This window comes from Priestia sp. RMT2NF4, assembly GCF_047872835.1.
Taxonomy (GTDB): Bacteria; Bacillota; Bacilli; order Bacillales; family Bacillaceae_H; genus Priestia; species Priestia zanthoxyli.
Map to the genome: position 1 here is coordinate 126,324 of NZ_JBLQZO010000008.1, position 13,074 is coordinate 139,397.

Sequence of the window (13,074 nt, forward strand, 5' to 3'; positions counted from 1 at the left end):
CTTTTTTGTCTACTACCCGTAGAGAAAGGTTATACTAAGAGAAGAGATTGTGGTTGAAAAGCAAAAGAAACTTATGCTATAGTAAAACCGTACTTGTTGACTGAAATATTCATTTGGTCAGAAAGAAGGGGATAACGTGGCGATAGACCGAAAGCAATCAGTTGTTGATGCAGCGTCAAAATCATTTGCGCTGTTTGGATATAAAGCAACGACTATGGAGCAAGTGGCGAAGCTTGCAAATGTCGGAAAAGGAACGATTTATACTTTTTTTAAAAACAAAGAAGAGTTATTCGATGAAATTGTGACACGAATGATTCGAGAAATGACAGATGCAGCTGAAACTGTCATTGACAGCAGCCGTCCTTTTTTTGAAAATGCCCAAGCAGCCATTTTTCGAATCTTAGAATTCCGCACTGAGCATCAGCTCATGCTGAAGCTGGTACAGGAACAGCAGTTAGGCACTACAGCAGTGCAAGAAGTGCTGGTGCGAGTAGAAGAAGAGATTTTGACTTATATAAAAAACAAAATCGAAATTGCTATTTCTAAAAAAGAAATCAAACCGTGCAACCCGGAGCTCACAGCTTTTTTACTATTTAAAATGTACATTGCACTCGTCTATGATTGGGAAAAACGGCATGAGCCGCTTTCAGAAGAAAAAATTGCTGAATTAATTGAACTATACTTTTTACGCGGTCTGTCTCAGTGAGATGGGCTTTTTTCATAGAAAAAACAAAAAAGGTCTCATGACGAGACCTTTTTTTATTGTTCATTATCATCTTTTTTTACGCCGTTTAATTCTGTATTTCCTGTTTTTGCATCTTCTTCTTTTTGCTCTACTTCTTTTTCGCCTTCTTTTTTAAGATCGAAGTAAGCTTTAATAGAATCGCCTGTAATAGTTTTACTTAACGTATTAGATGTACCTGCTACATAAGCAGAAGGGATGACGACCGCTACGGCTACTTCGGGATTATCATAAGGTGCGTATGAAACGAATGTAGAGTTACGGACGCTTACGCCTTTGTTAAATGTTTCAGCTGTACCAGATTTACCAGCGATATTATACTGACTGTATTTTCCTGTATTAAGTAAACGCCCTGTACCATGTGAGCTAGTAACTACGCGGCGGAAGCCCTGCTTAACAATGTCAATTTCCGATTGACTCATTGTAATACGGTTTAATACTTCCGGCTCAAACGAGCTTTGTACGCTCCCTTTTAGTTCACTATCAAGCTCAGGCTCACGAATTTCTTTTACTAGGTGGGGTTTCATACGATAGCCACCGTTAGCAATTGTTGAAATGTATTGAACAAGCTGAAGAGGTGTGTACGTATCATACTGTCCAATACCAAAATCTAGTGCTTTACCTGGTTCATTTGTGACGCTGTTACGAATACCGGTTGATTCGTTTTCTAATTCAATTCCCGTTGAAATTCCAAGACCAAACTGGCTATAGTATGAGCGCAGCTTATTAAAGATAGACGGTGGAATATTCAGTCTGCCGCCAGGGCGGTACGTTTCACCAGCCATGCTCATAACCGTGCGGTACATAAATACGTTTGATGATTGTTCTAGAGCTTTTTCGATTCCAGTAGCTCCCATATTATGTGAGGACTTTTTCTTAGTGCCTCCAGCAAATGTCATCGGTGCATCATAAAACACCGTTCCAGGCTGAATAGCGCCTGAGTCAAGACCTGCAAGAACAGTAGCTCCTTTTACAGCTGAACCCACTTCATAAGAAGTTGTCATGTTACCAAGAGCAAAATCTTGTACTTTTCGTGCTCCCGTCTTTTTATCTGTAACGAGCTGTTTTCCACCCATTGCTAAAATGTCTCCCGTGTGAGGGTCCATCATAATAGCAAACGCGCGATCCATTAATCGTGAACCAGCTGCTCCAGATGTCACAGCTTTTGTTAAAATATCTTCAACTTGTTTTTGAAGTTCCATATCAATTGTTAAAATCAAGTCACTGCCGCGCTGACCTTCTGTAACGGTCTCTTGGCTAACTAAGTTGCCAGAGCGGTCCGTTATGTTTTGCACGCGAGCTTTTTGACCGCGAAGAACGTCTTCATACTGTTTTTCTAAATAACTTTTTCCTACTCTATCGTTACGGCTGTAGCCGTGGGACAAGTAGTACTGTAAGTTTTCGCTTGGCAATCCTTCATCTGCCGATGTGATTTTACCAAGCAGCGTGCTAAGTAAGCCATCGTATGTATACATACGGTCCCAGTAAGTTGTTGTATCAACGCCTGGCAAGTTCCCTAATTGTTCACTAATAACGGCAAGCTCTTTATCTGTTAAGCCGCTTTTAATAATTTGAGCGGTTAACGCGTAGCCGCCTTCCATCTTGCTTTTAATAGCAATCACTTCAAGGTCATCTTTCACCGATAAAAGTTCGTTTTTGGTGATGCGCTTCAGCTGAAGAGGATACAAATCATCTTCAGAAAGCTGACCTTCTTTTACTTTTTGCTTATCTGCTGCGGTAATTTTTTTCGCTGCTGCTTTTGGATGAGTTGCAATCCAATAATCTTTTAAGTCGCGTTCTGTTAGCTTAATCGTATTTTTATCTTTCTTTTTATCCGATTTGCCAAACACGTCTGTTGTAACAGGAACATCAATAAGAGTGGCAAGCTTTTTAGCTACTTTTAGCTTGTCTTCTTGAGTGACGCCCTTCAAACGCGTGTACGTGACAGCGTTCAACGGTTTATTATCCACGATAACGCGGTCATAGCGGTCTAGCATCTTTCCGCGAGGAACCGGTGAATCTACCGTTTCATCTTCTGTTTTTTCAACTTCTCGTTTATAGTTCTCTCCGTACACAATCTGTACGAAGCCTAATCGTAAAATGAGTGCAGAAAAAAGCAGGAAAACCACAATAAACAGCCAGTTAATTCGAAATGAGACATGTGTTTTTTTGCGCTTTTTAGTTTTCATGTAAACCCCTTCACTTTGTTTATACAAGTTAAAAAAATTCATAAATTTTCTTATGAATCTATCACTCTACATATTAACATAATTTTGTCTATAAATGTTATTAGGTGGAATAAAACAGATAAAAATTTTATAGAAATTTTTGCGGAAGAAGAAAGACCTGTCGAAGGGTGCTGAAGGGGGGTGTTCAATATTTTCCACTCGGTTGTTCAATATTGTTACCTGTTCAAATGTCCTAGAATCGGTAAAATAAAGAGAGATAGATATCAAGGGGGGCAAAACGAATGAAAATGAAAAGGCTTTCAATAATGTCTGGCGTGTTAGCAACATCACTTTTATTTGCGACAGCATGTTCAAACTCAGGTACGGATTCAAAAGCAAGTAAATCAACAGGCTCAGGTGATCAAGTTGTTATTGATATGTTCCAGTTCAAAGTGGAAATTGCAGATCAGCTGAAAGAATTAACGGATGAATATACAAAAGAACATCCAAACGTAAAGTTTAACATCCAAACAGTCGGCGGAGGAGCGGACTATGGTGCAGCATTAAAAGCACAGTTTGCCTCTGGAAATGAACCTGATATCTTTAATAATGGAGGGTTCCAAGAAGCGCAAACGTGGAAGGATAAATTAGAAGATTTGTCTGATCAGCCGTGGGTAGATAATCTGTATGATATCGCTAAAGAACCGATGACAATGGACGGGAAAATCTATGGTCAGCCGCTAAACTTAGAAGGTTATGGTTTTATTTATAATAAAGATTTATTTGAAAAAGCAGGCATTAAAGAATTGCCTAAGACGCTGTCGGAATTAGAAGCAGCTTCTAAAAAGCTTAAAGCAAAAGGCATTACGCCATTTTCTAACGGATACGGCGAGTGGTGGGTGCTAGGTAACCACTTATTTAATATTCCAATGGCGCAGCAAGATGATCCAGATGCGTTTATTAAAGGTCTAAACGAAGGAAAAGCAAAATTTGAAGGCAATGAAACGTTTAAGCAATTTATGAATCTGTTCGATTTAACGTTAAAGTATGGAAATAAAAATCCATTAACGACAGATTACAATACACAAGTTACTCAATTTGCTTCTGGTGAAACAGCGATGATGCAACAAGGTAACTGGACGGTAAATATGATCACGAAAATCAATCCGGACATGAAAATGGGCTTTATCCCAATGCCGATCAGCAACGATGCGAAGAAAAATGATAAATTAGCAATCGGAGTTCCAAATAACTGGGTAGTGAACAAAAATGCACCAGATGCAGATAAAAAAGCAGCGAAGGAATTCTTAAATTGGATGGTTTCTTCTAAAGAAGGTCAAAAATTCTTAGTTGAAAAGTTCAAGTTCATTCCAGCGTTCAAAAACATCGATGGAAAAGGAATCGATTCTTTATCTGATGATATCTTAAAATACTCTGAAGAAGGCAAAACATTATCTTGGAACTGGTTTAAGTATCCAGAAGGAACGGTTCAAGAAGTAGGCGCAGCAATGCAGTCTTACGCAGGCAAACAAATGACGGAAGAAGAATTTATGAAGAAATTAGATACAATTTGGGCAAAAATGAAAAAATAACCAAAAAGTCCGCGTGGAAAACGCGGACTTTTTGGTGTGAAAAAATAGCTGGTTAGATTCATAGTTATGAAAAAATAATAGTTAATTGAAAGCGCTTTTAATGTATAATAATAGTCATAATGTATGACATTAGTCAAAGGAGGTTAGTTGTGAAAGGCTGGAGCATACGCAAGAAATTAATTTTGTTTTTCTTATTCGCAACCGTTATTCCCTTTTTAATTTCAACGATTTTTACGTATCAATACACAAAAGAAACGGTTAAGAATCGATTTATTTCTACCAACTATCAAGTTATTAAAAATGGAAGCAATGATTTGAGTGATTACTTAAATGAAATTGCTAATATTACAAAAAGGCTGTACGGCTACCACCCATTTATTAAAGTGTTAGATGAAGGCGTATCAAGTGATTTAGGAGCCAATCAACTGGAAATATCACGCACTCTTCTTTATTTATATAATACTCGTCCAGAGATTGAACAGCTCCATCTTTATATTGAGAACGGGCATGACTCGTATACAGCTTATAATTCGAAAGTGAGCAGCAGAGGGAAGTACGATGATATTTACACTCAGCCTTACTATTCTTATTTAAATAAAAATCATAAATTTCTTGCCATTGAGCCTACCCATGAAATTTATAGCTACAATAATTTATCAACGTTAATTGACTCACTGCCGAATCAAGTTATTAGCTTTCATCAGCGGATTGATGAAATTCCCTCAGACAAGTTGTTAGCTTATCTATCTTTAGACATTAACATGACCCAAATTCAATCTATATCGCAGCGCTTATATAATGAAGAGTCAGAAGATTTTTATTTAATGAACAATAAAGGGAAGGTTTTGTATTCTTCGGATTCAAAGGTTATTGGAAAAAACGAAAACTACCCGTGGCTAAAGGCGCTTACGTCTCAAGAGGATCACAGCATGGAATGGGAAGATAAAAGCTTCTCAGGCGTATTAATGTATGAAAAGCTTAAACAGCCTTTTGAGGACTTATACATTGTGAAGCGAATTCCTTACAGTGTTTTATATGAAGATGCAAGAAAGACAGCACTTATGAATGTATTAATTGGCCTGCCATTTTTGTGTATGCTCGTTATCGCTACGCTTTTTATATCGGTCCGTTTTACACAGCCGATTAACGTATTAATTCGCAATATGAAAGAAGTGGAAAAAGGATCATTTGAAGTCCGGTTTAAATCGCTTGGAAACGATGAATTTGGTGTTTTAGGAAGGCACTTTACCTCTATGGTAGAAACAATTAATGACTTAATTGAACGTAAATTCCGATTGGAGTTAGAAAATAAATCAACGCAGCTAAAAGTGTTGCAGTCACAAATTAATCCGCATTTTTTATACAACGCATTTCAATCGATTGGAACTCTTGCCCTTAAGCATAAAGCAGTTGAAGTATATTCTTTATTAACCTCACTTTCTCACATTATGCGTTACAGCATGAATATGAAAGAGGATATCGTTAGCTTAAAGCAAGAAGTCGATCACGTAAAAGCTTTCTTGAGTCTACAGAAGCAGCGGTTTGGTTCAAAGTTTGAGTATGAGTTAAATATCGAAAAAGAGGCAGAGCTTATGCGAATACCGAAAATGATCTTGCAGCCTCTTGTTGAGAATTCTTTTAAACATGGATTCGAAACCCGCACAGGAAGCGGAAAGCTGTTGATTTCAGCGAAGTTAAACGGAGAAGAACTGATTCTAACTGTTTCTGATAACGGAAAAGGGATAGGAGAGAAAGAGTTGAATCAATTAAAAGCGAGACTTCAGCAATCGTATAATCAAACAGATGAGCATATTGGGTTGCAAAATATTTATGAACGACTTCGCATCTACTATGGAGATCATGCTTCAATGCAAATTAGCAGTCAAGAAAATCACGATTTTACCGTTGTCATAAAGCTAACAACAATTGAAGAAAAGAGGGATAGTGATGAAAGTATTAATCGTGGATGATGAAGAGCATGTAAGAGAAGGAATAAAGCTGCTTGGACAGTGGGAAGAGCATGAAATTACAGATGTGATAGAAGCTGATAGCGGTGAGCAAGCGATTGCGCTTATTGAGGATCACGGACCGGAAATCATTTTTACTGATATGAAGATGCCTAATATCGATGGAATTGCTTTGTTGGAGTGGATTAAAGAGAATTCACCTTCTAGCAAAACGATTGTGGTAACAGGGTATGATGACTACCACTATATGCGTAAAGCTATTCATTTTGGAAGTACGGATTATATTCTAAAGCCAGTGGATCCTTCGATTTTAAACGATACGCTTGTACGAGCTGTAACTCAATGGAAGAAAGAAGAAGAGTCCAGAAAAGTCCATAATAGCAGCTATCGTTTAATCAATGAAATGAAGCCGATTTATCGAGATCGAAAACTAACGCAGTTAATGAACAATTATTTGCTAAATCAATCAATCTATGAAGAGTTTGGTTTCCATCTGACTAGAGAATATGAAGTGGGGATTGTACGTGTAGATGAATCCATTATTCGTTCTTTTGGCGGTGACCGGGATTTAGCCTATTTTTCAATTTTAAATGTAATCAATGAAATGCTGATGGCAGAAGAAAATGGGGTAGCCTTCCGTTATTTATCAAATAAGTGGGAAATTATCATTATATTTTGGAATGATTTTGAACGCATAACCTCTTTGCTGACGACTTTACATACAGCAATTCGCCGTACGTTAGACGTGAGCTGTCGGATTGCAAGAGGATGCAAAGTCTCTTCTATTGATCAGCTAATGAAATCCTATGAACATGCGAAAAATTCGCTTTTATTAAGCAATGTTCTTGATCAAAATAAAGTGAAGGTCTACGGCGAGCAAGACGTTTTAGCAAGTGCTTTATTAATAAATATGATGGATTATAACAGTAAAATTGAAGAGGCGCTGCAAGTAGGGAAGTTTGAAGCTTTTTTGCCGGTATTCAACGAAATTATCACAGCTTTTGAAGCACAAAATTATCTATCATTAAAGCAAATTCTGCATTTTGAGCAGGAATATCAGCTGTTAAGCCAGCATTGGTTAAAAAGATATCACATTCCTTATACGATAAGTAATGGTCCTGAATATGTTCTTTCTTTTTTCTATAACCAAGATGGGCAGTTTCAGCTAGCAAAGTATGTAGAGAGAAAAAAGCGTGAAGTAAAGCGTTTTTTAAAAGTAATAAAAAGGTATAGCAAGCAAAACAATCGCGACGTTATTTATGAGATCGAACAATTTTTGCAGCAAAATTTTCATCGAGATGTGAAGCTTCAAGAAATATCGGAACGTTTCTATTTAAGCCGTGAATACATTTCGAGAAAGTTTAAGCAAGAATTTCAAGAAAATATTTCAGATTATATGGTGAAAGTCAGAATGAATAAAGCCAAATCACTTTTACTAAATGAAGAACTAAAAATCTATGAAATTGCGAATATGATTGGATATCATGATGATAAATACTTTCGAAAAGTGTTTAAAAAAGTAGAAGGCATTACGCCAAACGAGTATCGCAGTTTGACCGTATAAAAAAAAGCTGAAACTGTTATAAAACAGTTTCAGCTTTTTTTATTTCATGATATCTAGGCAGTGATCGCATTTGTTTCCGTAGCACTCATGCTGTTCCTCGATGTCGTTTCCGCATTCTACGCACTTTTTATTGGGTAATCTTTTGAAAAATTCAGTCATTTTTTCTAACATTTAAATCCCCTCCGTTGTTTTTTGTTACTAACATTGTATTATAACAGATGTTGAAATGTCAATTATGTTTTATAACAATTTAGCCTATTTTGCTATTCTAAGTGGTTATTTGTTATATAACAATGAGTTATTTCGATAAAATAGGCAAAACGAGTATCTTTCAGTTAGTTTTCAAAAAAAAGTAGGGTATACTGAACGTAATAAAAATAGTACGAAAGGGTGATTGAAATGAAAGTAACTGTTATTGGTTTTTGGGGAGGATATCCTGCTGTTTCAGAAGCTACTTCTAGCTATTTAGTTGAGCACGATGGATTTCAGCTGCTTGTTGATTGTGGAAGCGGTGCATTGGCTCAGCTGCAAAAATATGCAAAACCAGAAGAAATAGATGCGATGATTTTATCTCATTACCATCATGACCACGTGGCTGATGTCGGAGTATTTCAATATGCTCGCCTCATTCAGACTCATCTAGGGAACGCTGTTAAGGAACTTTCTATTTACGGACATACATATGATCAGGAAAGCTTCAACAAACTTACTCATAAAGGAATTACCAAAGGAGTAGAGTACGATCCGAGTCAAAAACTTGACGTTGGACCTTTTACAATCGAATTTATGAAAACGAAACATCCAGTCGTTTGTTATGCCATGAAAATAAGTGCTGGCAATCAAACCGTCGTGTACACAGCGGACTCGAGCTATTTAGAAGAATTTGTTTCTTTCTCAGAAAATGCAGATCTTCTTATTTGTGAATGTAACTTTTATGCTAGCCAAGATGGAAGCGGTGCTGGACACATGACAAGTACAGAAGCCGGTACACTTGCTTCTAAAGCAAGTGTCAAACAACTCATGCTTACTCACCTTCCACACTACGGAGAACACCAACAGCTAGTAGAGGAAGCTGCTGCTCATTATCAAGGTACGCTTACGTTAGCTGAATCAGGATACGTATGGGAATAACAAGGAGGAAAATGAATGTTATTTATTGATAATCAAAAAAATTATGATCCCCGAATTAACTTAGCAATTGAAGAATATGCGCTCAAGCATCTAGATATTAATGAGACATATCTGCTGTTTTATATTAATGAACCTTCTATTATTATTGGAAAAAACCAGAACACCATTGAGGAGATTAATACAAAATATGTTGAAGATCAGCATATTCATGTAGTGAGACGTCTATCTGGAGGCGGTGCCGTTTATCATGATAAAGGAAATTTAAACTTCAGCTTTATTACGAAAGACGATGGAAATAGCTTTCATAATTTTAAAAAGTTTACCGAGCCAGTCGTGGAAGCGTTAAAGAAATTAGGAGTCAATGCTGAGTTAAGCGGACGAAATGATTTAATGGCGGAAGGACGTAAAATTTCTGGAAATGCTCAGTTTTCGACGAAAGGAAGAATGTTCAGCCATGGAACTCTTCTTTTTGATTCAGAGATTGAAAACGTGGTATCAGCGTTAAAAGTAAAAAAAGATAAAATTGAATCCAAAGGCATTAAGTCTATTCGAAATAGAGTAGCGAATATCAGTGAATTTTTAGAACAGAAAGTAACGGTGGAAGAATTTAGAGAAATGCTGCTTCGGTATATCTTTGAGGGAGAAGAAAATATAACAGAATATAAACTAACGGAAAAAGATTGGGAAACGATTCATCAAATTTCTAAAGAGCGCTATCAGTCATGGGATTGGAACTATGGAAAATCACCTAAATTTAACTTACAGCACTCTCACCGCTTTCCTGTGGGACAAATTGACGTTCGTTTGGAAGTGAATAAAGGGAAAATCGATGCTTGCACCATCTATGGAGATTTCTTTGGAGTGGGAGATGTCCAGGAAGTACAGGGAAAATTAACAGGTGTTCGTTATGAAAAAGCTTCTATTGAACAAGCCTTAGAGGACATCGATATTCCACATTATTTTGGTAATATTACAAAAGAAGAGTTTGTTGAATTAATCTATTAAGAAAAAAGTCTGCCACATCAGGCTTTTTTTCTTTTTAAACAGATGAGTCTTGTCAATAGAACAGCAGTAACATTATAATAGAATAGAAGAAGTAAGAATTTTTCCATTATTATGACTTAATAATGAATGGTTGTTCATTCATTCGTTATTAAAAGGAGGAAGTTATGAGATGAATTTGTCAGCACAGCTTCATAAAACAGCTGAGCAATTTCCGCAAAAATCGGCATATGTTTTTATGGATCAGGAAACATCTTATGCAGATCTTGATGCATCGGTATCTAAGTTTGCTAATGGTCTGAAGCAATTAGGTGTAAAAAAAGGAGATCATATCGCTTTAATTGTCGGCAACTCGCCTCATTTTGTTATTGGATTGTACGGTGCTCTTCGAGTAGGAGCTACTGTTATACCCATTAATCCTATTTACACAGCGGATGAAATTAGCTACATGCTTCAGGATGGAGATGTAAAAGCAGTTATTGCGGTTGATTTACTTCTCCCTGTTTTAAAAAAAATCATTGGACACACTCCATTTTTGGAACACGTTATCTTATGTGAAACGACAGATACAGTGGAAAGTATACCTTCTTATTTTCACACGTTTTCGCAAGTTGTAAACAGAGGGGAAGCTACATATGATTTTCTCGAGTTAAAAGAAGAAGATGTGGCCATCATTCTGTATACGTCAGGAACGACTGGAAAACCAAAAGGAGCTATGCTTACGCATAAGAATATTTATTCAAACGCTCAAGACGTAGCAGATTATTTAAGTATAAATGGGAATGACCGAGTCGTAGCTGCTTTGCCGATGTTTCACGTATTTTGTTTAACTGTTTCATTGAATGCGCCTTTAATGAATGGAGGAACGATATTAATTGAACCAAAATTCAGTCCATCTTCTATATTTGAATTAATTCAAAATCGACAAGCGACTATTTTTGCTGGCGTTCCGACAATGTATAATTTTTTACTTCAGCATGACAAAGGGAAAAAAGAGCACTTTCACACGGTAAGGCTTTGTATATCAGGCGGGGCATCAATGCCGGTGGCACTTCTAACCCATTTTGAACGTAAGTTTGGGGTCATGGTAGCAGAAGGCTATGGATTATCTGAGGCTTCTCCTGTGACGTGTTTCAATCCGATTGATCGAGAGAGAAAAGCAGGTTCTATAGGCACATCTATTATGAATGTTGAAAATAAAGTGGTAAATGAACTAGGAAAAGAAGTAGAAGTAGGACAAGTTGGCGAACTTATCGTCAAAGGCCCTAATGTCATGAAAGGGTATTATAAGCTTCCTGAAGATACGGAATATGCTCTCCGAGATGGTTGGCTGTATACAGGTGACTTAGCAAGAATGGATAAGGAAGGTTATTTTTATATCGTTGACCGTAAAAAAGATTTAATTATTGTAGGAGGATATAATGTTTATCCTCGCGAAGTAGAAGAAGTGCTATATGCGCATCGGGATATTGTAGAAGTGGCTGTTATCGGAGTTCCTGATCCTTCTTTAGGTGAATGTGTGAAGTGTTACGTGGTTTGCAATAATCAAGAGATAACGGAAGAGAAGCTTATTGCCTACTGCAAAGAGCACCTTGCTAAATATAAAGTGCCAAGTGAAATTGAATTTTTAAAAGAACTTCCTAAAAATACAACGGGAAAAATTTTAAGGCGTGCACTGAAGCAGCAGGTATCTCAGGAGCGATAAAATGAAAGCGATTCCAATTTGGAGGTGGTAAAAGAATGTCATCTATTTCTTATGAAATAAAGGGACACGTCGCCCATGTGATACTGAACCGTCCGGAAGCGATGAATGCTTTTAATTACGATATGCTTAAAGAATTGGAAGAAGTAATTGAAGGAATTCGTATTCAAAAAGATATTCGAGTTGTGACGTTTAAAGGGGCAGGTGAAAAATCTTTTAGTGTAGGTGCGGATTTAAAAGAACGTAAAACCCTCTCTGATCAAGAGGTAAAGCGCAATATTTACAAAATAGGAGAAGTGTTTTCTAAGATAGAGCAGCTTCCTCAGCCAACGATAGCAATCATCAACGGATATGCATTTGGAGGAGGAATGGAGCTGGCTTTAGCATGTGATTTCCGGATCGCTTCAACAGAAGCGCTTATGGGTTTAACGGAAACAAGCTTAGCGATTATACCAGGCGCAGGAGGAACACAGCGTCTCCCTCGCCTAGTTGGTGAAGCAAAAGCAATGGAACTAATTTTAACAGCTCAGCGCCTCACGGCATCAGAAGCAAAAGAATGTGGTCTAGTAACGAAGGTAGCTCCTGGATATCAAATAGAAGAAACAATAGATATTTTTATCTCGCTTTTATTAAAAAATGGGCCAATTGCACTTCAGCAAGCAAAATTTGCTATCAAAGAAGGAATGAAGGCCGATTTGCAGACTGGTTTGCAAATTGAACGAAAAGCATATGAGTTAACGATTCCGACAGAAGATCGTCTAGAGGCGCTTCAAGCATTTGCTGAGAAGAGAAGACCTAGTTTTAAAGGGAAATAAGAAGGGGCTGTCTAATGGACAGCTCTTTTTTAATTTCTTCGTATAATGAAGAAATTGAAAAAAGTAAAGGGTTCAAGAATAGAGAAGGCAAAGTTTAAACCTAGCTTTTGCCTATAATATGATGATATGATCTAGATAAAACAGCCATCTGAATCAAAAAGTAATGATTTCGAATTTTTTTGTTAAAAACTGTTGACTTTAATAAAGATATATTTTATTATTATAAAGCGTCGTTGAGACATAACAGTAACAACGAAGCTGAAAAAAGAATTTTAAAAAGTTGTTGACATTACGTCGGTAACTTGATAAGATAATAAAGTCGCTTAAGAGCGGCGGTTGAACTTTGAAAACTGAACAAAGCGACAAACGTCAACGTTAATTTTTATTTTTT

10 protein-coding genes are annotated in these 13,074 nt (G+C 37.0%); 8 read left to right on the plus strand and 2 right to left on the minus strand.

Translation table 11 applies throughout. The features are described 5' to 3' along the window. Nucleotides 1-136 precede the first annotated feature (136 nt). Nucleotides 137-706 carry a TetR/AcrR family transcriptional regulator gene (locus tag ACMX9J_RS24145; RefSeq protein ID WP_028412542.1) on the plus strand — a complete coding sequence of 190 codons (570 nt, stop codon included), beginning with the start codon at nt 137-139 and terminating at the stop codon, nt 704-706. 53 nt (nt 707-759) lie between these two features. Here ACMX9J_RS24145 and ACMX9J_RS24150 read toward each other — a convergent pair whose 3' ends face one another. Next, the gene (locus tag ACMX9J_RS24150) at nt 760-2,931 is read right to left on the minus strand and encodes a peptidoglycan D,D-transpeptidase FtsI family protein (protein ID WP_028412541.1); all 2,172 of its coding nucleotides are present in this window, start codon (nt 2,929-2,931) and stop codon (nt 760-762) included. Nucleotides 2,932-3,212: 281 nt separating this feature from the next. On the opposite strand from ACMX9J_RS24150, the gene ACMX9J_RS24155 reads away from it, so the two are divergent. The 3 genes from ACMX9J_RS24155 to ACMX9J_RS24165 all read left to right on the plus strand — a co-directional run bounded on the left by ACMX9J_RS24155 (nt 3,213) and on the right by ACMX9J_RS24165 (nt 8,033). Beyond that, nucleotides 3,213-4,502, plus strand: coding sequence for an ABC transporter substrate-binding protein (locus tag ACMX9J_RS24155; protein WP_013081692.1), 1,290 nt, complete (start codon nt 3,213-3,215; stop codon nt 4,500-4,502). A 149-nt stretch (nt 4,503-4,651) separates the two neighbouring features. Then, on the plus strand, nt 4,652-6,472 hold the full coding sequence (locus ACMX9J_RS24160; RefSeq protein ID WP_416226280.1) for a cache domain-containing sensor histidine kinase: 1,821 nt from the start codon (nt 4,652-4,654) through the stop codon (nt 6,470-6,472). Continuing rightward, on the plus strand, nt 6,450-8,033 hold the full coding sequence (locus ACMX9J_RS24165; protein ID WP_047751673.1) for a response regulator: 1,584 nt from the start codon (nt 6,450-6,452) through the stop codon (nt 8,031-8,033). Before ACMX9J_RS24160 ends, ACMX9J_RS24165 begins: the two co-directional genes overlap by 23 nt. Before the next feature lie 39 nt (nt 8,034-8,072). Here ACMX9J_RS24165 and yhfH read toward each other — a convergent pair whose 3' ends face one another. Then, nucleotides 8,073-8,204, minus strand: a complete 132-nt coding sequence (yhfH, locus tag ACMX9J_RS24170) for a protein YhfH (RefSeq protein ID WP_013055337.1) — start codon at nt 8,202-8,204, stop codon at nt 8,073-8,075. Nucleotides 8,205-8,432: 228 nt separating this feature from the next. Here yhfH and ACMX9J_RS24175 point away from each other — a divergent pair, with 228 nt between their 5' ends. The 4 genes from ACMX9J_RS24175 (at nt 8,433) to ACMX9J_RS24190 (ending at nt 12,683) form a co-directional block, all read left to right on the plus strand. Further along, on the plus strand, nt 8,433-9,164 hold the full coding sequence (locus tag ACMX9J_RS24175) for an MBL fold metallo-hydrolase (protein ID WP_034267959.1): 732 nt from the start codon (nt 8,433-8,435) through the stop codon (nt 9,162-9,164). 15 nt (nt 9,165-9,179) lie between these two features. Further along, nucleotides 9,180-10,169, plus strand: coding sequence for a lipoate--protein ligase (locus tag ACMX9J_RS24180; RefSeq protein WP_098626103.1), 990 nt, complete (start codon nt 9,180-9,182; stop codon nt 10,167-10,169). Nucleotides 10,170-10,338: 169 nt separating this feature from the next. Then, nucleotides 10,339-11,871, plus strand: a complete 1,533-nt coding sequence (locus ACMX9J_RS24185) for a fatty acid--CoA ligase family protein (RefSeq protein WP_028412536.1) — start codon at nt 10,339-10,341, stop codon at nt 11,869-11,871. A gap of 35 nt (nt 11,872-11,906) precedes the next feature. After that, nucleotides 11,907-12,683, plus strand: a complete 777-nt coding sequence (locus ACMX9J_RS24190; RefSeq protein ID WP_047751671.1) for an enoyl-CoA hydratase-related protein — start codon at nt 11,907-11,909, stop codon at nt 12,681-12,683. Nucleotides 12,684-13,074 lie beyond the last annotated feature (391 nt).

Excerpts from the sequence above, each read along its gene's own strand:
- ACMX9J_RS24150 (WP_028412541.1), bottom strand. The coding sequence starts at position 2,931 with ATGAAAACTAAAAAGCGCAAAAAAACACATGTCTCATTTCGAATTAAC.
- ACMX9J_RS24175 (WP_034267959.1), top strand. The coding sequence starts at position 8,433 with ATGAAAGTAACTGTTATTGGTTTTTGGGGAGGATATCCTGCTGTTTCA.
- ACMX9J_RS24165 (WP_047751673.1), top strand. The coding sequence starts at position 6,450 with ATGAAAGTATTAATCGTGGATGATGAAGAGCATGTAAGAGAAGGAATA.
- ACMX9J_RS24155 (WP_013081692.1), top strand. The coding sequence starts at position 3,213 with ATGAAAATGAAAAGGCTTTCAATAATGTCTGGCGTGTTAGCAACATCA.
- yhfH (WP_013055337.1), bottom strand. The coding sequence starts at position 8,204 with ATGTTAGAAAAAATGACTGAATTTTTCAAAAGATTACCCAATAAAAAG.
- ACMX9J_RS24190 (WP_047751671.1), top strand. The coding sequence starts at position 11,907 with ATGTCATCTATTTCTTATGAAATAAAGGGACACGTCGCCCATGTGATA.
- ACMX9J_RS24180 (WP_098626103.1), top strand. The coding sequence starts at position 9,180 with ATGTTATTTATTGATAATCAAAAAAATTATGATCCCCGAATTAACTTA.
- ACMX9J_RS24185 (WP_028412536.1), top strand. The coding sequence starts at position 10,339 with ATGAATTTGTCAGCACAGCTTCATAAAACAGCTGAGCAATTTCCGCAA.